The 24744-nt window shown below is 68.2% G+C and carries 23 protein-coding genes and 1 tRNA gene; 9 read left to right on the forward strand and 15 right to left on the reverse strand.

Features of this window, described 5'->3' with window-relative positions; all coding sequences use genetic code 11:
• Window positions 1–13: 13 nt before the first annotated feature.
• Together pheT and BLR51_RS21285 are read left to right on the forward strand one after the other, a co-directional pair.
• Entirely contained in the window at window positions 14–2410 is a 2397-nt protein-coding gene (gene pheT, locus BLR51_RS21280) for a phenylalanine--tRNA ligase subunit beta (RefSeq protein ID WP_089850774.1), read from the forward strand.
• Window positions 2410–3807 carry a hypothetical protein gene (locus BLR51_RS21285; RefSeq protein ID WP_089850776.1) on the forward strand — a complete coding sequence of 466 codons (1398 nt, stop codon included), beginning with the start codon at window positions 2410–2412 and terminating at the stop codon, window positions 3805–3807. The genes pheT and BLR51_RS21285 overlap by 1 nt, the downstream gene beginning before the upstream one ends.
• A 3-nt stretch (window positions 3808–3810) precedes the next feature.
• Here BLR51_RS21285 and BLR51_RS21290 read toward each other — a convergent pair whose 3' ends face one another.
• Both BLR51_RS21290 and BLR51_RS21295 read right to left on the reverse strand, forming a co-directional pair.
• On the reverse strand, window positions 3811–4155 hold the full coding sequence (locus BLR51_RS21290) for a carboxymuconolactone decarboxylase family protein (protein ID WP_089850779.1): 345 nt from the start codon (window positions 4153–4155) through the stop codon (window positions 3811–3813).
• Between the two features lie 86 nt (window positions 4156–4241).
• On the reverse strand, window positions 4242–5927 hold the full coding sequence (locus tag BLR51_RS21295; RefSeq protein WP_089850781.1) for an acyl-CoA dehydrogenase family protein: 1686 nt from the start codon (window positions 5925–5927) through the stop codon (window positions 4242–4244).
• Between the two features lie 148 nt (window positions 5928–6075).
• Here BLR51_RS21295 and BLR51_RS21300 point away from each other — a divergent pair, with 148 nt between their 5' ends.
• Window positions 6076–6846: a sulfite exporter TauE/SafE family protein gene (locus BLR51_RS21300; protein ID WP_089850783.1), complete on the forward strand. Its 771-nt coding sequence runs from the start codon at window positions 6076–6078 to the stop codon at window positions 6844–6846.
• 4 nt (window positions 6847–6850) lie between these two features.
• Here the strand turns inward: BLR51_RS21300 and BLR51_RS21305 are convergent, their stop codons facing one another.
• The 4 genes from BLR51_RS21305 to BLR51_RS21320 form a co-directional block, all read right to left on the reverse strand.
• On the reverse strand, window positions 6851–7276 hold the full coding sequence (locus BLR51_RS21305; protein ID WP_089850785.1) for a PPC domain-containing DNA-binding protein: 426 nt from the start codon (window positions 7274–7276) through the stop codon (window positions 6851–6853).
• Window positions 7277–7334: 58 nt separating this feature from the next.
• Window positions 7335–8861 (reverse strand): VOC family protein, encoded by a 1527-nt coding sequence (locus BLR51_RS21310; protein ID WP_089850787.1) that lies wholly within the window; start codon window positions 8859–8861, stop codon window positions 7335–7337.
• 196 nt (window positions 8862–9057) lie between these two features.
• A tRNA-Ala gene (locus BLR51_RS21315) sits at window positions 9058–9133 on the reverse strand.
• Window positions 9134–9257: 124 nt separating this feature from the next.
• Window positions 9258–9575 (reverse strand): TIGR02300 family protein, encoded by a 318-nt coding sequence (locus tag BLR51_RS21320; protein WP_089850789.1) that lies wholly within the window; start codon window positions 9573–9575, stop codon window positions 9258–9260.
• 106 nt (window positions 9576–9681) lie between these two features.
• Here BLR51_RS21320 and BLR51_RS21325 point away from each other — a divergent pair, with 106 nt between their 5' ends.
• Both BLR51_RS21325 and BLR51_RS21330 read left to right on the forward strand, forming a co-directional pair.
• Window positions 9682–10374, forward strand: coding sequence for a M48 family metallopeptidase (locus BLR51_RS21325; protein ID WP_089850791.1), 693 nt, complete (start codon window positions 9682–9684; stop codon window positions 10372–10374).
• Between the two features lie 33 nt (window positions 10375–10407).
• A complete protein-coding gene (locus BLR51_RS21330; RefSeq protein ID WP_089850793.1) occupies window positions 10408–11061 on the forward strand; it encodes a GntR family transcriptional regulator in 654 nt (217 codons plus the stop codon).
• A gap of 14 nt (window positions 11062–11075) precedes the next feature.
• On the opposite strand, the gene BLR51_RS21335 is transcribed toward BLR51_RS21330, so the two are convergent.
• Both BLR51_RS21335 and BLR51_RS21340 read right to left on the reverse strand, forming a co-directional pair.
• Window positions 11076–12038, reverse strand: coding sequence for an acetyl-CoA carboxylase carboxyltransferase subunit alpha (locus BLR51_RS21335; protein ID WP_089850795.1), 963 nt, complete (start codon window positions 12036–12038; stop codon window positions 11076–11078).
• A 66-nt stretch (window positions 12039–12104) separates the two neighbouring features.
• Window positions 12105–12701 (reverse strand): LysE family translocator, encoded by a 597-nt coding sequence (locus BLR51_RS21340; RefSeq protein ID WP_089850797.1) that lies wholly within the window; start codon window positions 12699–12701, stop codon window positions 12105–12107.
• A 72-nt stretch (window positions 12702–12773) separates the two neighbouring features.
• Between BLR51_RS21340 and BLR51_RS21345 the strand changes: the two genes are divergently transcribed.
• Window positions 12774–13226 (forward strand): Lrp/AsnC family transcriptional regulator, encoded by a 453-nt coding sequence (locus BLR51_RS21345; protein WP_089850895.1) that lies wholly within the window; start codon window positions 12774–12776, stop codon window positions 13224–13226.
• 204 nt (window positions 13227–13430) lie between these two features.
• On the opposite strand, the gene ilvD is transcribed toward BLR51_RS21345, so the two are convergent.
• The 5 genes from ilvD to BLR51_RS21370 all read right to left on the reverse strand — a co-directional run bounded on the left by ilvD (window position 13431) and on the right by BLR51_RS21370 (window position 19158).
• Window positions 13431–15260, reverse strand: coding sequence for a dihydroxy-acid dehydratase (gene ilvD / locus BLR51_RS21350; RefSeq protein ID WP_089850798.1), 1830 nt, complete (start codon window positions 15258–15260; stop codon window positions 13431–13433).
• Window positions 15261–15292: 32 nt separating this feature from the next.
• A complete protein-coding gene (rimK, locus tag BLR51_RS21355; protein WP_089850800.1) occupies window positions 15293–16726 on the reverse strand; it encodes a 30S ribosomal protein S6--L-glutamate ligase in 1434 nt (477 codons plus the stop codon).
• Window positions 16727–16818: 92 nt separating this feature from the next.
• Window positions 16819–17232 (reverse strand): DUF6636 domain-containing protein, encoded by a 414-nt coding sequence (locus tag BLR51_RS21360; protein WP_089850802.1) that lies wholly within the window; start codon window positions 17230–17232, stop codon window positions 16819–16821.
• A 124-nt stretch (window positions 17233–17356) separates the two neighbouring features.
• The gene (locus tag BLR51_RS21365) at window positions 17357–18001 is read right to left on the reverse strand and encodes a hypothetical protein (RefSeq protein WP_242656803.1); all 645 of its coding nucleotides are present in this window, start codon (window positions 17999–18001) and stop codon (window positions 17357–17359) included.
• Between the two features lie 197 nt (window positions 18002–18198).
• Entirely contained in the window at window positions 18199–19158 is a 960-nt protein-coding gene (locus BLR51_RS21370; protein ID WP_089850805.1) for an L-malyl-CoA/beta-methylmalyl-CoA lyase, read from the reverse strand.
• A gap of 270 nt (window positions 19159–19428) precedes the next feature.
• On the opposite strand from BLR51_RS21370, the gene dgcN reads away from it, so the two are divergent.
• The gene (gene dgcN / locus BLR51_RS21375; protein WP_089850807.1) at window positions 19429–20430 is read left to right on the forward strand and encodes an N-acetyltransferase DgcN; all 1002 of its coding nucleotides are present in this window, start codon (window positions 19429–19431) and stop codon (window positions 20428–20430) included.
• Between the two features lie 75 nt (window positions 20431–20505).
• Window positions 20506–21471: an N-acetyl-D-Glu racemase DgcA gene (dgcA, locus tag BLR51_RS21380; RefSeq protein ID WP_089850809.1), complete on the forward strand. Its 966-nt coding sequence runs from the start codon at window positions 20506–20508 to the stop codon at window positions 21469–21471.
• A gap of 6 nt (window positions 21472–21477) precedes the next feature.
• Here the strand turns inward: dgcA and BLR51_RS21385 are convergent, their stop codons facing one another.
• Window positions 21478–22473: a DUF5671 domain-containing protein gene (locus BLR51_RS21385; protein ID WP_089850811.1), complete on the reverse strand. Its 996-nt coding sequence runs from the start codon at window positions 22471–22473 to the stop codon at window positions 21478–21480.
• A 188-nt stretch (window positions 22474–22661) separates the two neighbouring features.
• Between BLR51_RS21385 and BLR51_RS21390 the strand changes: the two genes are divergently transcribed.
• Complete coding sequence (locus tag BLR51_RS21390) at window positions 22662–23525, forward strand: D-amino-acid transaminase (protein ID WP_089850813.1); 864 nt, start codon at window positions 22662–22664, stop codon at window positions 23523–23525.
• Window positions 23526–23538: 13 nt separating this feature from the next.
• Here BLR51_RS21390 and BLR51_RS21395 read toward each other — a convergent pair whose 3' ends face one another.
• On the reverse strand, window positions 23539–24741 hold the full coding sequence (locus BLR51_RS21395) for a TIGR03862 family flavoprotein (RefSeq protein WP_089850815.1): 1203 nt from the start codon (window positions 24739–24741) through the stop codon (window positions 23539–23541).
• Between the last annotated feature and the right edge of the window lie 3 nt (window positions 24742–24744).

Consider the following 24744-nt stretch of genomic DNA (forward strand, 5'->3'; position numbering starts at 1 on the left):
CGGGCGCCCAGAAATGAAATTCACGCTTTCCTGGTTGAAAGACCACCTCGACACCTCCGCTTCCGTTTCGGAGATCGCCGAGACGCTGACCGATCTGGGGCTTGAGGTCGAGGGGATCGAAAACCCCGCCGACCGTCTGAGCGCCTTTACCATCGGCAAGGTGCTGAAGGCGGAAAAGCATCCCGATGCGGACAAGCTGCGGGTCTGCACCGTGCTGACCGATACGGGCGAGTCGCAGATCATCTGCGGCGCGCCCAATGCGCGCGAAGGCATCACCGTGGTGGTGGCCAAGCCCGGCACCTATGTGCCCGGCATCGACACCACGATTCAGGTGGGCAAGATTCGCGGCATCGAAAGCCACGGCATGATGTGCTCCGAACGCGAGATGGAGCTGTCGGACGAGCATGACGGCATCATCGAACTGCCCTCGGGCGAGGTGGGCGAGCGCTTCACCGACTGGCTGGCGCGGAACCAGCCCGCCAAGGTCGATCCGGTGATCGAGATCGCCATCACCCCCAACCGTCCCGATGCGCTGGGGATCGAGGGCATCGCCCGCGATCTGGCGGCGCGTGGTCTGGGCCGGGTGAAGCCGGTGACGGCGCCGGTGGTGCCGGGCAGCTTCGCCTCGCCGCTGGACGTGACCATCGACGAAGACACGCGGGACGCCTGCCCGGTGTTCTATGGCCGCCTGATCCGGGGCGTGAAGAACGGGCCCTCGCCGCGCTGGCTGCAGGACCGGCTGAAGGCCATCGGGCTGCGCCCGATCTCGTTCCTTGTGGACGTGACCAATTATTTCACCTTCGACCGCAACCGCCCGCTGCATGTCTTTGACGCCGCCAAGGTGACCGGCGCGCTGCGCGTGCACCGCGCCACCGGCGGCGAGGTGCTGGAGGCGCTGGACGAGCGCAGCTACACCCTGCAGCCCGGCATGGTGGTCATTTCCGACGATCGCGGCGTGCAGAGCCTTGGCGGCGTGATGGGCGGCGAGACAACCGGTGTGGACGAAAATACCGTCAACGTGTTCCTTGAAGCGGCATGGTTCGATCCGATCCGCACCGCCTTCACCGGTCGCGCGCTGAAGATCAATTCCGATGCCCGCTACCGGTTCGAGCGCGGGGTTGATCCGCTCTCCGCTGCGGGAGGCATCGAGGCCGCGACCGCCATGATCCTAGAGATCGCGGGCGGCGAGGCGTCGGAGGTGGTGAAGGCCGGGCAGGAGCCCGATGTTGCCCGCGCCTACCGGCTGGATACCGACCGCGTCGTGAGCCTTGTCGGGATGGAAATCCCCGCCGAAGAGCAGCGCGCCACGCTGACCGCGCTTGGCTTCACGCTGGAGGGCGACATGGCCCATGTGCCCAGCTGGCGCCCCGACGTGATGGGAGAGGCCGATCTGGTGGAAGAGGTGGCGCGCGTCGCCTCGCTGACCAAGCTGCGCGGCCAGCCGATGCCGCGCGCGCAGGCGGGCGTGCCGAAGCCCATCCTGCAGCCGCTGCAGAAGCGCGAGCAGATCGCCCGCCGCACCACGGCGGAACTGGGTTACAACGAATGCGTGACCTACAGCTTTGTCGACCGCGAGGCGGCGGAGCTGTTCGGCGGCGGGTCCGATGCCACGATGCTGGCCAATCCGATCAGTGCCGACCTGTCGCATATGCGCCCCTCGCTGCTGCCGGGGCTTCTGCGGGCGGCGGCGCGCAATCAGGCGCGCGGCTTTGCCGATCTGGCGCTGTTCGAGGTGGGGGCCGCCTTCCATGGCGGCGAGCCCGGCGAACAGACGCTGCAGATCAGCGGCCTGCTGGTGGGCCGCACCGGCCCGAAGGACGTGCATGGCGCGGCCCGCGCCGTGGATCTGTTCGATGCCAAGGCCGATGCCGAGGCGCTGCTGGCGGCCATGGGCGCCCCTGCGCGGATGCAGATCCTGCGTGGCGCCGAAAGCTGGTGGCATCCGGGGCGTCACGGCAAGCTGTGCCTTGGCCCGAAAAAGGTGCTGGGCGTGTTCGGCGAACTGCACCCCAAGGTGCTGAAGGCGCTGGACGTGAAAGGCCCCGCCGTGGCCTTCACCCTGTATCCCGAAGACATCCCGCTGCCGCGCAGCTCTGGCGGGGCGCGTGCGCCGCTGGTGCTGAACGGGCTGCAGCCGGTGGAGCGTGATTTCGCCTTCGTGGTGGATGCGCAGGTGGCCGCGCTGGATCTGGTGAATGCTGCCGCCGGGGCCGACAAGGCGCTGATCGAGGATGTGCGCGTCTTCGACGAATTTGTCGGCGGCAGTCTGGGCGAGGGCAAGAAGTCGCTGGCGATCAGCGTCCGCCTGCAGCCTGCGGGCGCCACCCTGACCGAAAAGGACATCGAGGCGGTGGCGGCCAAGATCGTCGAAAAGGTCGCCAAGGCGACCGGCGGCACGCTGCGCGGCTGATGCGGGGGACTGCCCTGCTTCTGGCCGCACTGTTTCTGTCCGAAGCCGTGTCGGCCGCTCAGGCGCTGGAAGGCTGCGCCGTGCCGGTGGCGGGCGCCTCCGCAGGCGGGGTGGTCCGCACCCAGTCGCTGGAGGGCGGGCCGGACATCCTGATCCATGACGCGGGCGGCGCGCCGCTGGTGCTGCGCGGCGACCGGCTGGTGCGCTGGCCGTGGCTGGGCAGCAGCAATGCGCAGGCCCGCGTCACCAATACCGCCGACGGGCGGCATTTCCTGATCCTGCCGCAGCAGGGCGGCAGCCGGGTGCTGACCCGCGCGGCAGAGACCGGCCGCTATACCGTGCTGCTGGACACGCCTTATGCGCCGCTCTGGGTTGATCCGGTGACGGCGCGCATCTTTGCCCACGACGGCGCGCGGCTTCTGGAATGGGACAGCAGCGGCTGGACCGCCTCGCCGCTGGCGCTGCGCGCCGATGGTCTGCCCGGCGCCTATGCCGCCGATTTTGGCCCGGTGCGCTATCTGACCGCGCTGCGCGCATGGATGGCGCTGCAGGATGGCGCGCTGTGGCTGCGCCATGACGGCGCCGCCGACTGGGAGCGCATCAGCACCGTGCAGACATGGCGCGAGACCCTGCCCGAAGACGTGGTGCCGCGGGTCTATCACGATCAGGACAGCGGGCTGGCGGTGCTGCAGATCGACGTGGCGGTGCTGGTCTTTGACATGTCGGGGCCAAGGCCGGAATTCCTGTCGCAATACATGGTGCAGGATCACGGCGTGGCGCAGGCCGGGCAGGGGCGGGTGCTGATCGAACTGATGGCGCCGGGTCTGGATGCGGGCTGGTTCGAAAGCGCCCCCGCGCTGCGCATGGTCACCCGCGATGGCGCGTGGCCGGTGCCCGGCGGGCCTGCAGAAGCCCAGCCCAACCCGGACCGGGATCCGAACATCTTGCCGGTGCCCGCGCGCTACACGCTGCGCCCGCTGGGGGCGGGGGTGATGATCCGCCGCGGCAGCCGCATGGCGCTTTTTGACGGGCGCACGCTGATCGGCATGCCGGGGCTGGGCGAAACCTTCCCCGACGCGATGCCCGAGGTGCTGCAGACCGGCGCGGGCATCTTTCTGGTGGGCGGCGGGGTCTGGCGCTGGCAGGGGGCCGACGCGGCAGAGCCGGTGATCGCCCCCGATGGCAGCCAGCCGCAGCATCTGATGGCGGCGGATGACCTGCTGGTGTTTCAGGGCGAGGAGTCGGTCTGGCTCAGCGAGGACGGGCAGGCGCTGCTGCCCGTGCCGGTGCCCGAAGGTGACGTGTCGCTGCTGGCGCCTGTTCCCGACCGGGCTGCGGTGCTGGCCGAGATTGGCGGCGCCCCCCATCTGCTGCGGCGCTGTGGCGGGCGCGACTGAGCTTTAGTCCCCGGTGCCCGCAAATTCGTCAAAGGCGGCCAGCGCCTTGGCGGCATACATCAGCCCCGGACCGCCCGCCATCTGCACCGCCGTGCCCAGCACCTGCCCGATCTCGTCGCGGCTGGCGCCCAGCCGGTGCAGGGCGGCGGCATGGCTCAGGATGCAGTCCTCGCAGCGCAGCGCCACGGCGATGCCAAGGGCCACGAACTCTTTCTGCTTGGCGTCCAGCGCCCCTTCGACCGAGGCCGCCTGTTCCAGCGCCACGAAGCCCGCGAAAGTGTCGGGGATGGCCTTGCGCAGCCCGCGCAGATTGGCGCGGGTCTTGGCGAGTGTGTCGGTATAGCTCATATCTCAACTCCTGAATCGATACCCTTCAGAAGCACAGGTCAGAGCCCCCGACCTTGACACGGATCAAGCGCGGGCGCGCCTTGGCCTTAACCCAGCAGGCGGCGCGCGATCACCTGCGCCTGAATTTCGGCGGCGCCTTCAAAGATGTTGAGGATGCGCGCGTCGCACAGGATGCGGCTGATCTTGTATTCCAGCGCAAACCCGTTGCCGCCATGGATCTGCAGCGCGTTGTCCGCCGCCGCCCATGCCACGCGGGCCCCCAGCAGCTTGGCCATGCCCGCCTCCAGATCGCAGCGGATGCCCTCGTCCTTTTCGCGGGCCGAGAAATAGGTCAGCTGCCGGGCCACCATGAGCTCCACCGCCATCATGGCGAGCTTGCCCGACACGCGCGGAAACTCGATCAGCGCGCGGCCAAACTGCTTGCGGTCCTGCGCATAGCTCAGCCCCAGATCCAGCGCCGACTGCGCCACGCCGATGGCGCGGGCGGCGGTCTGGATGCGCGCCGATTCAAAGGTCTCCATCAGCTGCTTGAAGCCGCGGCCTTCTTCGCCGCCCAGCAGGTTCTCTCCCTTCACGCGGAAGCCGTCGAAGCCCAGCTCGAACTCCTTCATGCCGCGATAGCCCAGCACCTCGATTTCGCCGCCGGTCATGCCGGGAGTGGGGAAGGGGTCGGCATCGGTGCCCGGCTCCTTTTCGGCAAGGAACATCGACAGGCCCTTGTAATCGCTGCTGGCGGGGTCGGTGCGGGCCAGCAGCGTCATCACATGGGCGCGGGCGGCATGGGTGATCCATGTCTTGTTGCCGGTGATCAGGTAATCGCCCTGATCGCGGACGGCGCGGGTGCGCAGGCTGCCCAGATCGGATCCGGTATTGGGTTCGGTGAAAACGGCGGTGGGCAGGATCTGGCCGCTGGCGATCAGCGGCAGCCACTTCTCCTTCTGCGCGTCGGTGCCCCCGGCAAGGATCAGCTCCGCCGCGATTTCCGACCGGGTGCCCAGCGAGCCCACGCCGATATAGCCGCGCGACAGTTCTTCGGACACCACGCACATCGACGCCTTCGAAAGCCCCAGCCCGCCCAGATTTTCCGGAATGGTCAGGCCGAACACCCCCATTTCCGCTAGCTCGTCGATCACCTCCAGCGGGATGTAATCATCCTTCAGATGCCAGTCATGGGCATGAGGTTCGATCCGGTCCACGGCATAGCGGCGGAACTGCTCGCGGATCATCTCCAGCTCGTCGTCCAGACCGCAGCGGCCCACGGTGATCTCTGCCGCGCGCTCCTGCATCAGCTCGACCAGACGGCTGCGCACGGCCTGCGTGTTGCCCCGTGCCGCCAGCGTGGCGGCGGCGCCTGACTGCAGCCCGGCACTGGCCCCGGCGCCCAGCCCCAGATCGGCAAGGCGGATCACCTCGCCCTGATTCATCTGGATGCCGCCCGCGATCTGGTTGAGATATTCGCCAAAAGCGATCTGGTGGATCAGCGCCTCGACCTCGCCAAAGCTGCCCTGCGCCTGCAGACGCCCGGCCCAGCCCTGCATCTGGCGCAGCGCCTCGGCATAGGTGGCAAGCCATGCCAGCCCGTGGGCGGCGGTCTGGTGGGTGTCGATCAGCCGGGCCGAAACCCGGCCTTCCTCCTCGACCATGGCGCGCACCGATTGCCGCGCCTGATCCAGCACCGCGTCCACCACAGGCAGGGCCGCGCCGGTCAGTCCCAGCAGATCGTCCAGCAGCAGACCCGGTTCCCGCATCACGTCCTGTCCGTCATGTGCCATGAATCACCTTCCTTCTCCCGGTTGCCCAGCGGTCTAGCCATTTCGCAGTTGCAGCGCAACAAAAATACCAATGATAGCCTTAAGGTGATCTATTGTTGCGCCGATGATTTCGCTTTGCCGCCCCGCTGGGAATGCTATCACGCGACACATGGAAACGCTTCTGACCCTTGTGCCCGCGCCGCAGCTGGCCCTCTGCCTTGGCATCGCGCTGCTGGCCGGGCTGGTGAAGGGCATGGTGGGCTTCGCCATGCCGATGATCATGATTTCCGGGCTGGGTTCGATCGTGGCGCCGGAACTGGCGCTGGCCGGGCTGTTGCTGCCGACGCTGGCCACCAACGCGCTGCAGGCGCTGCGCGAAGGCCCGCGCGCCGCGTGGGGCTCCGTCCGGCAGTTCCTGCTGTTCCTGATCGTGGCCTTCGTGATGCTGGCCCTGTCGGCGCAGCTGGTGCGGGTGCTGTCGGCGGACCTGCTGCTGGCGGTGATCGGGGCGCCCGTCACGCTGTTCTGCCTGATGCAGCTTCTGGGCTGGCGCGCGCATCTGCCCAACGGGCCCACCGTGGCGACAGAGGTGGGCGTGGGGGCCGTGGCCGGGTTTCTGGGTGGTCTGTCCGGGGTCTGGGGGCCGCCCTTCGTCGCCTATCTGACCGCGCTTGACACCGACAAGCGCGACCAGCTGCGGGTGCAGGGCGTGGCCTACGGGCTGGGTGCGGTGTCGCTGGTGGGGGCGCATGTGGCCTCTGGCGTGCTGACCGCGCAGACGGCGGTGTTTTCCGCCGCGATGCTGCTGCCCGCGCTGGTGGGCATGGGGCTGGGCGGGCTGGTGCATGACCGCATCGATCAGGCCATGTTCCGCCGCCTGACGCTGCTGGTGCTGCTGGTGGCCGGGCTGAACCTGCTGCGCCGCGCCATTTTCGGCTGACGGCTCAGCCGAAGAACAGTTCCGCATGGCCGGTGCGCGCATCCTCGGCCCGGTGAAAGGCAGCCGGGCACAGGGCCAGCACAAGCTCCACCGTGGTGCGCACCGTGCTGCCGCGCAGCAGATGGCCGCCCAGCACCACGCCCTGCGGATCGGCCACCGCAATATGCAGGTGCGGCCCTTCGGCGGAAAAGGTGCCGGACAGCGCCACGATTTCCATGGGCACCGTCACCTCCAGCGCGGAGTCGCGCCCGGCGGGGCGCAGCACCACCCGCGACAGGCTGCCGACGCAGGCCGCGACAAAGCCGCCCTGTTCGGGTTCCGCCGCAAAGGCATCGGCCAGCGCGCCGCGCAGGTCGTCCTCCGGCAAAAGCCGGAGCGCCAGAAACCGGGTGGCCGCGCCGGGCCATTGGATGGTCAGGGAATCACGCATATGTGAATGCTGACACGGCGGCCCGGAGCGGAAAAGCAGCAGAGTTGTGTCGGCCCGCTCAGGCGCGGAGAGTTGCCAGCCAGTCGCGCGCTATGTCCAGATCTGCGGCACCCAGTTCGTGCCCGGCGGACAGCTGCCGCGCCTCCAGCGTCGCCCCCTGCGCGGCCAGCCAGTCGTTCAGCGCGGGCGCATAGGCGCCGTAGGGGTCGCGGTCCCCGCTCAGCGTCAGCACCTCCAGCCCGGTCAGGTCGGGTTTCGGCAGATCCTCCAGCACCAGCATGGGCCGCAGCAGGATCGCGCGGCGGATCACGCCGGGATGAAGCGCCATCACCGCCCCGGCGAAATTCGCGCCGTTGGAATAGCCCAGCACGGTCAGCCGCGCGGGATCCAGCCCATAGCCGCCAAGCGCGCCGTCCAGAAAGGCGTCAAAGGCGCGGGCTTCGGCGCGGATGTCGTCCTGATCGAACCGCGCCATGGCCAGCCTGCGGAACCAGCGGGTCACGCCCTCTTCGGTGGCGCGCCCGCGCACTCCCAGCAGCGTCGCGCGCGGCGCCAGCTGATGGGCCAGCGGCATCAGGTCGGCCTCGTTGCCGCCGGTGCCATGGAGCAGCAGCAGCACCGAGCCGTCGGGATCCTCGGGGTGGTGCAGGCGGTGAACAAAAGGCAGGTCGCGCATCGGGGGTCTCTCCTCTCCGGGACGGGAAAACTGGGGCAGCATGAGGCGCAGCGCCTCGGCACGGTCGGGGCTCTGGCCGGGGAACATCAGCCTTTCCCCCAGATGCGCCGGATCTTCGTCCACCGCAAAGCCGGGGCCATCCGTGGCCTGTTCGATCAGCAGCCCTGCCGGGTCGCGCAGATACAGCGACCGGAACCATGTCCGGTCATGAATGGTGGTCGGGCCAAGTGCTGCAAAGTGGCGCTGCGTGGCCTCCAGCGCCGCATCATCGGCGGCGCGAAAGGCGACGTGGTCAAAGGTGCCGGTGCCGGGGATCCCGGCAAAGAACCCGGCAGCCTCGCGCAGATCCACCGCGTCGCTGTCAGAGACCAGCCGCAGCACCGCGCCCTCGCGCCGCGCGGGGCGATAGCCGAACCGCGCCAGACTCTCGGCGGTGGCCTCGGGGTTTTCGCTGTAAAGCGTGACGGCGCGCAGCCGGGTCGGCGCCTCGGGATCGGGCAGGGCGGCGGCGGCGGGCATGTCGACCCCCACCAGCTTCACGATGATCCCGTCGGGATCGCGCAGCCGCAGCACGCTTTCGCCAAACTCGCGCAGCGGCCCTTCGACCGGCACCCGCGCCGCCAGCGCACGCTGCAGCCATGTGCCGATGCTCTGCGGCGGCACGGCCAGCGCGATCTCCGCCACCTGCCCGTGGCCGACGCGCCCGGGGGCGCCATCCTGCCAGACCAGAAAGGTGACCACCGATCCGGGCGTGCCCGCGGCATCGCCGTAAAACAGATGCAGCTGCTGGGCATCTTCGGCGCCGCCCGCCTGCTTCACCAGCCGCAGCCCCAGAAAGCCCGCGTAAAAATCCACGTTCTGCTGCACGCGCCGGGTGATGGCGGTGACGTGATGAAGGCCGCTGGTCATGGGCATGTCTCCGGATGCTGAGGCTCCCCCAAAGCTAGGTCCGGCACCGCCTCCTGTCCTACCCCGGACGCGAAGGGCGGCTGTTCGATTTTGCGCAGTCAGCGGATCCGGCGCCGGAGCATGGCACAGCAGGACAGCGGCGCTTCAGACGCCGTTCCCGGAGGCGGGAATTTCATCAATCAAGAATGTGGAGGATTGGTGGAGCCTAGGGGGATCGAACCCCTGACCTCCTGAATGCAAATCAGGCGCTCTCCCAGCTGAGCTAAGGCCCCAATCGCGCGGGCCGTTTCCGGCCTCTGGTCCGCGGCGCCGTCTCCGGCGCTGTGCGGGTCGATCTATGGGAAGCCGCGGGCGGGTTCAAGCGGAAAAATCACCGCCCGCGGAGAAATTTGCGGATCAGTCTTCGTCTTCGCCCGCGACATCATGAATGTCGTCCAGCGAGACGTTGTCGTCATCCTCGTCCTCAAGAACATCGTCGTCATCGAGATCGACCTCGACGTCATCCTCAAGCAGATCGGGCTCCTCCGCATCCTCGCGCGGCGCACGGCGGGGGGCGCCATCGGCGCTGTCGGCGGCAAGCATGGTGCGCTTGCCGGTATCCAGCGTCAGCAGTTCTCCGGTATAGGGGCTGACGATCGGATCCTTGTTCAGGTCGTAAAAACGCTTGCCGGTGGTCGGGCAGATGCGCTTCGTGCCCCATTCTTCCTTGGGCATGGGTGGTCCCTTTCAACTTGTTCTGTCTGGTCGACAATCTGCGCCCTCTGCCATAACAGGGGCAGCGTGTCAAAGCCTTTGGCACGAACGGTGCGAGGCAAGTCATATGGGGCAGATCACCCTACCCGGCAACCCCCCGATCGCGGTCACCCTGCGGCGCAGCGCGCAGGCCCGCCGCCTGTCGCTGCGGCTGAGCCAGATCGACGGGCGCGTGACCCTGACCATGCCCCGGCGCCTGCCCGAGGCCGAGGCGGTGGGCTTCCTGCGCGAAAAGGAAATGTGGCTGCGCGGCCATCTGGAGGCGCGCGGCGCCGATCTGCACGTGGCCCCGGGGCTGCAGGTGCCGGTCGAAGGCAACATGCGCGAGATCCGGGCGGGGCAGGGGCGCAGCCTGCGGCTTCTGCCCGACGCGCTGGAGGTGCCCGGCCCCCCCGACCGCGCCGCCGCACGGCTGCAGGGCTGGCTCAAGACGCTGGCGCGCGACCGGCTCGCCGCCGCCTCCGACCGCCACGCCGCGGCGCTGGGGCGGCCCTATACGCGGCTGACCCTGCGCGACACCCGCTCGCGCTGGGGATCCTGCACGGCAGAGGGCGGGCTGATGTATTCATGGCGGCTGATTCTCGCCCCGCCCGAGGTGCTGGACTATGTCGCGGCGCATGAGGTGGCGCATCTGGCGCAGATGAACCACTCGCCCGCCTTCTGGGCGGTGGTGGAGCGGCTTTACGGCGACTGGCGCCCGGCCCGGGCGTGGCTGCGTGACGAGGGGGCGGCGCTGCACCGCTACCGTTTCGGCGATTGACGGGCGCCTGTTTCGTGATCACATGATCGGGCCATGATCACACCCGTCCCGCGCCCCTCCGACAGCCAGCCCTCCGCCCATGAACGGGTTTTTCGCGGCCTGCGCACGCGCATCATGCTGGGCCAGATCCCGCCCGGCGAATCGTTGACCCTGCGCGGCATCGGGCGTGATTTCGGCGTATCGATGACGCCCGCGCGCGAGGCGGTGCAGCGGCTGGTGGCCGAAGGCGCGCTCAGCATGTCCTCCTCGGGGCGGGTCTCCACCCCCGAACTCAGCAACGAACGGATCGAGGAACTGGCGGCCCTGCGCGCCCTGATCGAGGTGGAACTGGCCTCGCGCGCGCTGCCCCGGGCGCATATGGCGCTGATCGACCGGCTGCAGACCATCAACGGCACGATTTCCGATGTGATCCGCGACCGCGATGCGGTGGGCTATATCCGCACCAATCTGGAGTTTCACCGTACGCTTTACCTGCGCGCGCAGGCCCCGGCGATGCTGGCCATGGCGGAAACCGTCTGGCTGCAGCTTGGGCCGACGATGCGCAAGCTTTACGGGCGGCTGCGCCGCACCGAGGCGCCGCAATATCACCGGCTGATCATCGCGGCGCTGCGCGCGGGGGACGAGCCGGGGCTGCGGCTGGCGGTGCGGTCCGACGTGACGCAGGGCCTGCGGCTGCTGGTGGGCTAGGGGTGCCGGGCGGCTCAGGCCGCCAGCCCCTTTGCCCCCATGTTCAGGAACTTGTCGCGCCGCGCCTTGACCAGCGCCTTGCCGGACTGGCCGTCCATCTCTGCCAGCATCGCCTGCAGCGCCTCGCCCACCGCCGCGATGCTTGCGGCGCCGTCGCGATGCGCGCCACCCAGCGGTTCGGGGATGATCCGGTCGGCGACGCCCAGCTTCAGCAGATCCTGCGCGGTCAGGCGCAGCGCCTCGGCGGCCTCGCGCATCTTCTCGGCATCCTTCCACAGGATCGAGGCGCAGCCCTCGGGCGAGATCACCGAATAGACCGAATGCTCCAGCATGGCGACGCGGTTGGCGGTGGCAAAGGCCACGGCCCCGCCGGATCCGCCCTCGCCGATGATGACAGAGACCAGCGGCACGCCGATCTGCAGGCATTTTTCGGTGGCGCGCGCGATGGCTTCGGACTGGCCGCGCTCCTCCGCACCCTTGCCGGGATAGGCGCCGGGAGTGTCGACCAGCGTCAGCACCGGCAGGTTGAACCGGTCGGCCATTTCCATCAGGCGGATGGCCTTGCGATAGCCTTCGGGGCGGGCCATGCCGAAATTGCGCTCGATCCGCGACTGGGTGTCATTGCCCTTCTCATGGCCGATCACCATGACGGGACGGTCGTTGAACCGCGCCAGACCGCCCATCACCGCGAGATCGTCGGCAAAGCCGCGATCCCCCGCCAGAGGCGTGTATTCGGTGAACAGCGCCTCGATGTAATCCTTGCAATGCGGCCGGTCCGGATGGCGCGCCACCTGACATTTCCGCCAGGGCGTCAGCTTGCGATAGAGGTCGCGCAGCAGATCCTCGGCCTTGCGGTCCAGCGCCGCGGCCTCCTCTTCGACCTGCATCTCCTCGTTCTTCCGCGCCAGCGCGCGCAGCTCTTCGGCCTTGCCTTCGATCTCGGCGAGGGGTTTTTCAAAGTCGAGATAATGCGTCATGCCCGGGCGTCTCCTTGCTGGCGTCTATATGCCGTCCGCCGCGCAAGGTTGCAACATGATGCCCGATCAGCCCGCCAGCACCGGCCAGAGCGAGGCCAGCAGCAGCGCCGCCATGGTCCAGTTGAAAAGGCGCAGCCGCCGCGGCTGGGTCAGCCAGCGCCGCAGCACGCCCCCCAGCATCGTCCAGGTGGTCGCCGAGACCATGCCCACCGCCACATAGACCCCGGCGACCCACAGCACCGCCACCAGATCGCGGCTCACCGCGTAAAGCGTGATGGCCCCCAGCGCCATGGACCACGCCTTGGGATTGACCCACTGAAAGGCCGCCGCCTGCAGGAAACTCAGGGGCTTGGCGCCCGCCGCCGCCGCCTCGCCGGGGGCTGCGGCATGGGCGATCTTCCATGCCAGCCACAGCATATAGGCGACCGAGACCACGGTCAGCACCGGCCGCGCCAGCGGCACCGCGTCAAAGATCTGCATCACGCCCATCCCCACCAGCAGCACCATGGCGGGAAATCCCAGCGCCACGCCCAGCAGATGCGGCAGGCTGCGGCGCAGCCCGAAATTGGCGCCCGAGGTCAGCAGCATGAGATTGTTCGGCCCCGGCGAGATCACCGTGACAAACGCGAAGGCGCCAAGCGCCAGAAGCAGATCCTGTGTCATGGCGGCACAATCGCGCGAGCCTCGCGGCGAAAGATTGCAAATTGCGCGCGAATCCCGTCAATGCTGCAATCCATGACCGATCTGGATGACATCGACCGCAGGATATTGCGTGAGCTCGGGCGCGACGGGCGCCTCAGCAACCTTGCGCTGGCGGAACGGGTGGGGCTGTCGCCCTCGGCCTGCCTGCGCCGGGTGGCGGCGCTGGAACGCTCGCGCACCATCCGGGGCTACCGCGCCGTGCTCAGCCCGGAAAAGACCGGCATCGGCTTCACCGCCTATGTGACCGTGGGACTCAATTCCCATACCAAGGCCTCGCAGGAGGCCTTCGAACGCGCGGTGCGCCATGCGCCGGAAGTGCGGGAATGCCACAACATCACCGGCAATGTGGAATACCTGCTGCGGATCGAGGTCGCGGATCTGCCCGCCTACAAGACCTTCCACACCGACGTTCTGGGCACGCTGCCGCAGGTCAATTCGGTGACCTCCTACGTGGTGATGGGCTCGCCCAAGGATGACCGCGCCTGACCCTCTTCTCGGTCGCCGCGCCGCTGTCGCGGTCCGGCCTGCCTCCGGCGGGGATATTTTTAGTCAGAAGAAGGTGAAATTACGTGCGCGCTTCTTCTGACCCCAAATATCCCGGGGGAGTCCCCCGCAGGGGGACGGGGGCAGCGCCCCCGAACGAGACCGGCCGCCCCCTTGGGACGGCCGGTCAATTCGCGCGCCTGTGGCTCAGATCTGGCGCACCGCGCCTTTTGCGGCGGAGGTGGTCAGCGCGGCATAGGCTTTCAGTGCCGTGGTGATCTTGCGCTTGCGTTTCTCGTCCGGCTGCCAGCCCTTGGCCTCGCGGGCGGCGCGGCGTTCGGCGATCACGGCATCATCTACGGCAAGGTGGATCTTGCGGGCGGGGATGTCGATCTCGATCCGGTCGCCTTCTTCCACCAGACCGATGGTGCCGCCCTCGGCGGCTTCCGGGGAGACGTGGCCGATGGAGAGGCCCGAGGATCCGCCCGAGAACCGCCCGTCCGTGACCAGCGCGCAGTCTTTGCCCAGCCCTTTCGATTTCAGGTAGGAGGTGGGGTAGAGCATTTCCTGCATGCCCGGACCGCCGCGCGGGCCTTCGTAGCGGATCAGCACCACGTCGCCGGGCTTCACCTTGCCGGTGAGGATGGCGCTCACGGCGGTGTCCTGACTTTCGAACACGCGGGCGGTGCCGGAGAAGACAAGGATCGACTCGTCCACGCCCGCCGTCTTCACGATGCAGCCGTCCTCGGCGAGGTTGCCATACAGCACCGCGAGCCCGCCATCCTTGGAGAAGGCGTGTTCGGCGCTGCGGATAACGCCCTGTTCGCGGTCGAGGTCGAGGGTTTCATAGCGGCGCTGCTGGGAGAAGGCCTGCGTGGTGCGCACGCCCCCGGGCGCGGCGCGGTAGAAATCGTGCACGCTTTCGGAATTGGTGCGGGTCACGTCCCAGCGGTCCAGCGCATGGGCCATGGTTTCGGCATGCACGGTGGGCACCGAGGTGTCGAGCAGGCCCGCGCGGTCAAGCTGGCCGAGGATCGACATGATGCCGCCGGCGCGGTGCACGTCTTCCATATGGACGTCGCTCTTGGCGGGCGCCACCTTGCAGAGCACGGGCACCTTGCGCGACAGCTGGTCGATGTCGGACATGTCGAAGGCGATCTCGCCCTCATGCGCGGCGGCAAGCAGGTGCAGCACGGTGTTGGTGGAGCCGCCCATGGCGATGTCCAGCGTCATGGCATTCTCGAACGCTTTGACCGTGGCGATGGAGCGCGGCAGCACGCTGGCATCGTCCTGTTCGTAATAGCGCTTGGCCAGATCCACGATCAGGTGCCCCGCCTCGACGAACAGCCGCTGGCGGTCGACATGGGTGGCCAGCGTCGAGCCGTTGCCCGGCAGCGACAGACCCAGCGCCTCGGTCAGGCAGTTCATCGAGTTGGCGGTGAACATGCCCGAGCAGGAGCCGCAGGTCGGGCAGGCGGCTTCCTCGATCGCCTGCACCTGCGCGTCGGTATATTTGTCATCCGCCGCGGCGACCATGGCATCGACGAGATCAAGCGCGCGCTCCTCGTCTTCCCACTGCACCTTGCCGGCCTCCATCGGACCACCGGAGACGAAGACCACCGGGATGTTCAGCCGCATGGCGGCCATCAGCATGCCGGGGGTGATCTTGTCGCAGTTGGAGATGCAGACCATCGCGTCGGCGCAATGGGCGTTGACCATGTATTCCACCGAATCCGCGATGATCTCGCGCGAGGGCAGGGAATAGAGCATGCCGTCATGGCCCATGGCGATGCCGTCATCCACCGCGATGGTGTTGAATTCCTTTGCCACGCCGCCGGCCTTCTCGACCTCGCGCGCGACCATCTGGCCCAGATCCTTCAGGTGCACGTGACCGGGCACGAACTGGGTGAAGCTGTTGACGATGGCGATGATCGGCTTGTTCCAGTCGCCATCCGTCATGCCTGTGGCGCGCCACAGGCCGCGGGCGCCGGCCATGTTGCGGCCATGGGTGGTGGTGCGGGAGCGATAGGCGGGCATGGGATCCCCTCATTTGCGGTAATCGGGGTTGTTTACATCTCCGGTGCCTCTGCGGCAAGTCCGGAGGCCTCGGGCGGATCCCGTCTTGTCCGGCTGCGGGGCCGGGGCGGGCGCGGCGCCACCTTCGCCTCGATATGGGCGACGATCAGGCCCGCGATGTCCTTGCGCGACACCCGTTCGATGCCTTCCAGCCCCGGTGAGGAATTGACCTCCAGCACCTTGGGCCCGTCAGCGCCGCGCAACAGATCGACCCCCGCCAGATCCAGCCGCATGGCGCGCGCCGCCTTGATCGCCGCCTCGCGTTCATGCTTGCTGATGCGCACCGGCTCGGCGGTGCCGCCCTGATGCAGGTTGGACCGGAAATCGTCGGGCTTGCCCCGGCGCCGCATCGCCGCGACCACCTTGCCGCCGACCACGAGACAGCGGATGTCTTCGCCCGCGGCCTCCTTGACGAAGCTCTGCACCAGAAAATCCGCCTTCAGCCCCTGAAAGGCCGAGATCACGCTTTCCGCCGCCTTCTTGGTTTCCGCCAGCACCACGCCTTTGCCCTGCGTGCTTTCCAGCAGTTTCAGCACCAGCGGCGCGCCGCCCACCACGGCGATCACGTTGCCCGAATCCTTGGGGCTGCGGGCAAAGGCGGTGGTGGGCATGCCGATGCGGTGCCGGGCCAGCACCTGATGCGCGTGCAGCTTGTCGCGGGACACGGTGATGCCTTCGGATCCGGCAAGGCAATAGGTGCCAAGGCTTTCGAACTGCCGCACCACCGCCGTGCCATAGGAGGTGATGGAGGCGCCGATGCGCGGGATCACCGCATCGTAATGCGGCAGCGGGCGGCCGTCGTAATGCACCTCGCCGCCAATGGCGCGGATGTTCATGTAGCAGCGCGAGGTGTCGATCACCTCCATCGTGTGGCCGCGCGCCTCGGCGGCCTCGATCAGGCGGCGGGTGGAGTAATTTTCGGCCTCGCGGGTCAGGATGGCCAGCCGCAGCGCCCGGCGGTGCGGGCGCTGGCGCAGGCTGGCATGGTAGACGTCATAAGACAGCTGCGGCTGCTGCAGCCGCTGGGCGGGGGCCACGATCATCTCGGGCAGCAGCGCGCTGCGGCCCAGCAGCATGCGATAGGCCATGCCGCCCCGGTCGGTCAGCGTCACCTCGATGGGCCATGTGCGCCCGCCCATGGTGACATCGGTCTCGATGACGAACCGCATCTCGGTCTCGCCATTGGAGGAGGTGATCTCGCGCCGGTCCTTCAGCGGGGCGGAGCAGATGATCTCGAGCCCGGTGTCCTGCGGATCGGGATGGATGGCAAAGCGCACCATGGGCCGTTCGGCAGAGCCGAAGGGTTCGATGGCAAAGGCGTGCAGCGCCGAGGTCTTGGCCCCGGTATCCACCTTCGCGCGGATCGCGGGCAGATCGAGGTCAGGCAGGGACAGCCATTCTTCCCAACCAAGCGTAAACTGCGGCATCGTCTGATCCTTACCCCGGCGTCGCGTGTGCAGGGCGCTCTATCCGGGGAATGTGACAGGCACAACACGGTGCGCTGCAGCAGGGGCGCGGCTTACCAGACCTGCTGGCTGGCGCGGGACAGCCGGAAGCCGTGGCCCGAGCCGTTGCGGCAGTCCAGCCCCTGCGGGGTGGAACTGCAGCTGATCCCGCCCCAGCGCCCGGTCTGGCCATAGGGCGCCACCTCCACGCCGGGGGCGGTGTTTCTTGGTCCGGGCGCGCCGCAGATCAGGCTGACCGGCCCGCGTTCGGCCATCTGCACCCGATGCCCCCACGGCCCGCGGCAGGAGGCGGGCTTGGGCGCCGCGGGCGGGCCGGCGCGGTCCCAGATCGTGCAGTCGATGTCCGAGCTATCGCCCACGCCGACATAACACTGGATATTGCCCGAGGGCGTCTTGAACGGAAACACATCCGCCGCAGCCGGAGCCGCCAGCCCCCCGAGGCAGAACAGAACAGCCAGACGGTGCATGAAACCTCCGAACCCACAGGGCAGCCTCGCCACGCTAAGACCTGCGGGCGGCCCGGGTCAACGGTGTTGAGGGACGCATGGTCCAGCCGGGGGCGGGGCTGGGGGTGCCGCGCTCCTGCGCGGCTTAAAGCTGGATATGCACATGATCGTCGTGACGCGCGGCCCGGCATCCCTGAAAGCCGAATTTCGGGGACACGCGCCCCAGCGTGGACAGAAGATGCGGTTCCACGAACACGCGGCTGATGCGCGGATCCGTGGCAAGCCAGTCCAGCATGGCGATCATCCGGGACGGCTCGGGGCTGTAGTGTGGCAGATGCGGCTGCAGCCAGTCCAGATCCCAGCGCAGGCTGAGCCAGTGCGGCGGGCACTGCGTCGGCCCCTGCTCGAACGCGAAATAGCCGATCGGGGATCGCGTGACGCCGCGCAGATAGGACCCCTGCCGGTCCATGTAATAAAAGGCCAGATCAAGCTTGCGGCCATCGTCATGAGACAGATGCGGCAGGAGCGGGAAGCCCGAAAAGAATGGAAAATTTCCGTCCAGAGCAAGCGTCAGGGTGCCCGGATGACGGCGGTTCACGTCGGCGGCAAGATCTGCCGCAGCCGACGCAAGCTCAGGGACCACATAGTTCCGGTTGGCCAGGCAGTAGACCCATGACTGCATCCGCAACGGGCCGCTGCCGCCGCAAGACAGGGGAACCCGGCCAAAGAGCGGCGCGAGCATCGAGGCAGACGCCGACAGGGCAAAATAGGCCAGGACAAAGACCAACATCCGGTGCCTGGTCCTGAGGCTCAGCAGCCAGGCGAGCCCGCCGACCTGCGTCAGAACGGTCAGGGCAGCTACGGCAAGAAGGTGCAGAGGAACGCGCAAGACTCAGGCCTGATCTGTGGGCGGATCACCTTTATGGGCGGGGCTGCGCAGCGTAAAGGGCGGCTGGAGCATGCGACTGCCGGACCTTATGCGCGGGCTCAATGCCCGGCGATCATTTCGGCCTGTTTCACGATGCCTTCGGCCTGTTTGATCGAGGCGATGTCGACGAGGCGGCCTTTGTAGACGGTGGCGCCTTCGCCCTTGGCCTTGGCGGCGTCCATCGCGGCGAGGATCTCGCGCGCTTCGGTCACGGCGGTGTCGGAAGGGGTGAAGACCTCGTTGGCCAGCGCCACCTGTTTGGGGTGGATCGCCCATTTGCCGACCATGCCCAGCGTGGCCGAGCGCAGCGCCTGCGCGCGGAAGCCGTCGTGATCGGAGAAATCGCCGAACGGCCCGTCCACCGGCAGCACGCCATGGGTGCGGCAGGCGGCGACGATGGCGGCCTGCGCCCAGTGCCACGGGTCGGACCAGTGCTTCGCGCCATTCTGCAGCATGTAGTAATTTTCCTGCGTGCCGCCGATGCCGGTGGTGGCCATGCCCATGGAGGCGGCGAAATCGGCAGCGCCAAGGCTCATCGCCTCAAGACGCGGGGATCCGGCGGCGATCTCCTCCACATGCGCGATGCCGGCGGCCGATTCGATGATGACCTCGAATTTCAGGCGCTTTGTCCGGCCCTTGGCGCGTTCCACGGCAGTGACCAGCGCATCCACGGCGTAAAGATCGGCGGCGCAGCCGACCTTGGGGATCATGATCTGGTCCAGCCGGTCGCTGGCCTGTTCCAGCAGGTCCACCACGTCGCGATACCACCACGGCGTGTCCAGCCCGTTGATCCGCACCGACAGCGTCTTGCGGCCCCAGTCGATGTCGCCCACCGCCGCGATGATGTTGCGGCGCGCGCTGTCCTTGTCGTCGGGGGCGACCGAATCTTCGAGATCCAGATTGATGACATCCGCCGCGCTGGCCGCCATCTTTTCAAAGATCGCGGGGCGGGATCCGGGGCCGAACAGCTGGCAGCGGTTGGGGCGGGCGACCGGGGCGGGCTGGATGCGGAAGCTCATGAAATCCCTCGGGCTTGTAACGAAGTTGCGATTGTGTTGCCTCATTCGTTATTAAATTGCGTGATGCTGCGCAAGCAAAATTGCGGCGCTGCGGCGCGGAGAAAGCGGCGTGTGGGCCGGGGGTGCTGCACGATTCTTCGGCGCTGGCCGAGAAATGCGGAGAAAATCGGCGGTCTTGTCTGGAAATCCGCGAAAATCCGGACAGATTTGCAAGGGATCCGGGGCAGGATAGCCCCCAATGCAGATCTCAGACAGTCATCGGAGACCAGAATGATCCAGACGCCCTATCTTCTCTTTCTCGGCGACGCCCCCGACGGGCTGGCCGCCAAGGTGGCGCAGGGTATCAAGGACTGGCGCCCGGAAAACTGCGTGGGCCAGTTCCGCATGGAAGGGTGTAAGGCCGATCTGGGCCTGACCGACATGACGCTGGCCGAGGCCAAGGCGGCAGGCGCCAAGACGCTGGTGGTCGGCGTCGCCAACCGGGGCGGCGTGATCTCGCAAAGCTGGAAGAAGGTGCTGGTAGAAGCGCTGGAAGAAGGCTTCGACCTTGCCTCCGGCCTGCACAACCTGCTGCGCGACGAGGAAGATCTGGCCGCCGTGGCCCGCGCCACCGGGCGCAGCCTGCATGACGTGCGCATCCCTTCGGTCAAGTATCCCATCGCCAATGGCGAAAAGCGGACCGGCAAGCGGCTGCTGGCCGTCGGCACCGACTGTTCGGTGGGCAAGATGTATACCGCGCTCGCCATGGATGCCTGCATGCGCGAGAAGGGCATGAAATCCAGTTTCCGCGCCACCGGGCAGACCGGGATCCTCATCACCGGTGACGGCGTGCCGCTGGATGCGGTGGTGGCGGATTTTATGGCCGGGTCCATCGAATATCTGACCCCCGACAATGATGCGGATCACTGGGATATCATCGAAGGGCAGGGCTCGCTGTTCCACGTTTCCTATTCCGGGGTGACGCTGGCGCTGATCCATGGCGGCCAGCCCGATGCGCTGGTGATCTGCCACGAGCCGTCGCGCGCCCATATGCGCGGCCTGCCCGGCTACAAGCTGCCCTCGATCGAGGCGGTGCGCGACATGGCGCTGGAACTGGCCCGCGTGGCGAATCCGGCCTGCACCGTCATCGGCGTGTCGATCAACACCCAGCACATGAGCGAGGAAGATTCGCGCGCCTATTGCGCCGAGGTCGAGGCGCGCGTGGGCCTGCCCTGCGTCGATCCCTATCGCCATGGCGCCGACCGTCTGGTCGAGGCGCTGGCCGCGGTCTGATCCGCGCGCGATCATCACATTCCCGGCGGCGGCAGGACCGGCGCCGGGCCTGAAGACAAGGAAAGGGCAGGCATCGTGAGCATCGAGGTAACGCGGGACACGTTCCGGCTGGCGCAGGTCTTTACCATCTCGCGCGGCAGCCGCACCGAAACGAAGGTGCTGACGGTGAAGGTGACGCGGGATGGCGTGACCGGCTGGGGCGAATGCGTGCCCTATGCCCGCTATGACGAAACGCTGGACAGCGTCGCGGCGCAGATCGAAAGCCTGCCGGCCGATGTGACGCGCGCGGCGCTGCAGGGCCTGCTGCCCGCCGGGGCCGCGCGCAACGCGGTGGACTGCGCGCTGTGGGATCTGGACGCCAAGCAAAGCGGCAGGCGGGTCTGGGAACTGGCCGGTCTGCCCAAGCCCGGGCCGGAGATCACCGCCTATACGCTGTCGCTCGACACGCCGGAAAAGATGCGCGAACAGGCGGCGAAGAACGCCTTCCGCCCGCTGCTGAAGGTCAAGCTGGGCACCCCCGACGACATGCCCCGGCTGGAAGCGGTGCGCGCGGGCGCCCCGGAGGCCACGATCATCGTGGATGCAAACGAAGGCTGGACGGCGCAGGTCTATGCCGATCTGGCGCCGCATCTGGTGCGGCTTGGCGTCGCCATGGTGGAACAGCCGCTGCCTGCGGGCGAGGATGACGCGCTGATCGGGATGGACCGTCCGGTGCCGGTCTGCGCCGACGAATCCTGCCACGACCGCGCCAGCCTGCCGCATCTGAAGGGCAAGTATGACATCGTGAACATCAAGCTCGACAAGACCGGCGGCCTGACCGAAGGCATCGCCCTGCTGGAGGCCGCAAAGGCGGAAGGCTACGGCATCTTTGTCGGCTGCATGGTGGGCTCGTCGCTGGCCATGGCGCCCGCCGTGCTGCTGGCGCAGGGCGCCGCCTTCACCGATCTGGACGGGCCGCTGCTGCTGGCCGAGGATCGCGACCCCGGCCTGCTGTATGATGCGGCGGGCGTGCACCCGCCGGAACCGGCGCTCTGGGGTTAGGCCCGGTCATTGCAGATCGGTCGGCAGACAGGCCGTGGTGCCCTCCAGCATGATGTCATAGGTGGGGATCGCGGGCGGAAACTCCACCTCGGTGCACAGAGCGAAGCTGCTGGCGCTGCGGCGCTGATAGGTGATCGCGGCGGCATAGCCGGTCAGGCGCGAGGGATTGCTGGCGCAGTCCATCGGCGCCAGATCCTCGGGCAGCGCGCCGATCTGCTCCTGCAGGCAGCGCCGCACGTCCTGCGTCAGCTGGCGCAGATCGGCGATCCGCGCCTCGTCCCGCCGTTCGATCTGTCCCTGACCCGGCCCGCCGACGCTGGCAAAGCTGAGCGCCAGCACCAGCGCGGCCAGTCCCGCCAGCCCCTGCGCCGAAGCCGCGCGCAGCCCGGCGCGGTCCTGCCGGAAATAGCCCAGCACCAGCCCCGCAAGCCCCGCCACCACGGCGGATTTGGCCAGAAACCGGCTGGTCATCTGCCCGTCAAGGAAGGTGTAGATCAGCACCAGCGCATCGCCGAGCAGGGTCAGCGCCGCGATGAACACCGCCAGCGACGACAGCCAGCGCCGGGCGGTGCCATGGGGCCGTGCCGGATCGGTGGCCAGCGCGCGGCGGTCGCTGCGGTCGATGAGCCAGAACACCGGGGTGAACACGATCAGCCCCGCCATGGCCCAGCGAAGCCCGCCCGCCGCGTAGACCTGCACCCGGTCAGGATCGGGCAGGACAATCTCGATCTGCGCGAAGGCCAGCGCCAGCACATGCCCCGCCACCATGCCGAAGGTGACGAACAGCAGCGCGTGGAACAGCGTCTCGCGCGCGGCCCCCGACCGCACGGGCCGGGGCACCGGCCCCGCGTCGGGCTGGCTGTCGGTCCAGCCTGCCAGCGCCGCGTCGGTTTCGCGCTGGGTCCAGCCGGCCTCGCGCAGCTGGTCCGCGATCTGCGGGCGCGGCGTGCCGCGGGCCAGCGCCTCGCGCACAAAATCGTCAAGCGCGGGATGTTTGGTCATAAGAATTCGTCCTGTCGTGACTGCGCCGCGCTCTGGCGCGGGGCCTGCGGATTCCGCATTTGCCATGCCGCGGGCGGCGGGGTAACCGGCGGCAGACTGCCATGGACTCCGGTCCTGTCCAATCACCCGAATTTCTGCCGGAGGCGCGCCATGGCGGCCCCGGCTCCGCGCTCAGCAAGGAGACTGTCATGACGCGCACCGTCTATGTCAACGGAGAGTATCTGCCCGAAACTGAAGCCAAGGTGTCGATCTTTGACCGCGCCTTCCTGATGGCCGACGGGGTCTACGAGGTGACCTCGGTGCTGGATGGCAAGCTGATCGATTTTGCCGGCCATTCCAAGCGGCTGGCCCGGTCGCTGTCGGAACTGGACATGCGCGCGCCCTGTTCGGACGAAGATCTGCTGGAGATTCACCGCGAACTGGTCCGCGCCAACGATATCACCGACGGGCTGGTCTATCTGCAGGTCACGCGCGGTTCGGCAGGCGACCGCGATTTCGCCTTCCCCGATCCCGAAACCACCGAACCGACGCTGGTGCTGTTCACCCAGTCGAAGCCGGGTCTGGCCGAGTCCCCCGCCGCAAAATCCGGCATCAAGGTCATTTCGGTGGACGACATCCGCTGGGGCCGCCGCGACATCAAGACCGTGCAGCTGCTGTATCCGTCCATGGCCAAGATGATGGCCAAGAAGGCGGGCGCCGATGACGCGTGGATGGTCGAGGACGGCTTTGTCACCGAAGGCTCGTCCAACAACGCCTATATCGTGAAGGGCGGGCGCATCATCACCCGCGCGCTGTCCACCGACATCCTGCACGGCATCACCCGCGCCGCCGTGCTGCGCTTTGCCCAGGAGGCGCAGATGGAGGTCGAGGAGCGGTCCTTCACCATCGCCGAGGCGCTGGAGGCGGACGAGGCCTTCATCACCTCCGCCTCCTCCTTTGTCATGCCGGTGGTCGAACTGGACGGCAGCGCGATCGGCAGCGGCACGCCGGGCCCGGTCGCCAGCCGCCTGCGCGAGATCTATCTGGAAGAAAGCCGCAAGACGGCGATCTGAGCCGGATCAGGCCTCAGGGGAAGGGCGCGGCGGCCAGACGTGCCGCCGCCGCCCGCCCCGCCCAAAGCCCGGTGGCAAGACAGCCGGTCAGCAGATAGCCCCCGGTGGGCGCCTCCCAGTCCAGCATCTCGCCCGCGCAGAACACCCCCGGCGCCGCGCGCAGCATCAGCCCCGCATCCAGCGCGGCAAAGGCCACGCCCCCGGCGGTGGAAATCGCCTCGTCCATGGGGCGCAGCCCGGCATGCGGGACGGGAAGCGCCTTCAGCAGCCGCGCCAGCGCGCGCGGATCGCCGGGCAGGGGGCGCGCCACCTCGGCCAGCAGCGCCCGCACCGCAGGCGAAAGCCGCAGCACCCGGCGCAGATGGCTGGCGAGGCTCTGCTTGCCGCGCGGCCGCGCCAGCCGGTCGGCCAGCACGTCTTCCGCCAGATCGGGGCAGAGATCGACCTGCAGCGCCGCCCCCGTCCGCAGCGCGGGCGACAGCGGATAAAGCCCGCCCCCCTCCAGCCCGCGCGCGGAAATCACCGCCTCGCCGCGCGACGTAAGCCCGCCCGCGTGAAAGGCCACGGCTTTCAGCGGCGCGCCAAAATGAGCCGCCATATGCTCCGACCACGGCACGCAGAGCCCGGCATTGGCGGGCGAAAACGGCGTCACGGCGATGCCGCGCGCCGCCAGAAGGCCTGCCCAAAGGCCGTCCGACCCCAGCCTTGCCCAGCTCGCCCCGCCCATGGCCAGCACCGTGACCTCTGGCCGGAGCCGCACCGCGCCGCGGGGCGTGTCAAACCACATGCCCTCGTCCCAGCCGGTCCAGCGCCAGCGCGTCCGGATCTCCAGCCCCGAAGCCCTCAGCCGCCCCAGCCAGCCGCGCAGCAGCGGCGAGGCTTTCATCGCCACCGGAAACACCCGCCCGGTGCTGCCGGTGAAGAGCGGCTGTCCCAGATCCTCGGCCCAAGCGCTGACCGCCTCGGGGGGCAGGGCCGCGAGCATCGGGCGCAGGCTGTCCGCGGCCGCGCCATAGGCGGCGCAGAAGCTGTCAAAACCTTCCGCCTTGGTCAGGTTCAGCCCCGACTTGCCCGCCATCAGCAGCTTGCGCCCGAGGGACGGCTTGGCCTCGGCCAGCACGACGGCATGGCCCGCCGCCAGCAGCGCCTCGGCGGCCATCAGCCCCGCCGGGCCGCCGCCGATCACCAGCGCGCCCTTGATCCGTTCCGTTTCCATGCC

The sequence above is a fragment of the Salipiger marinus genome (genome assembly GCF_900100085.1).
In the GTDB taxonomy this organism is placed as follows: Bacteria; Pseudomonadota; Alphaproteobacteria; order Rhodobacterales; family Rhodobacteraceae; genus Salipiger; species Salipiger marinus.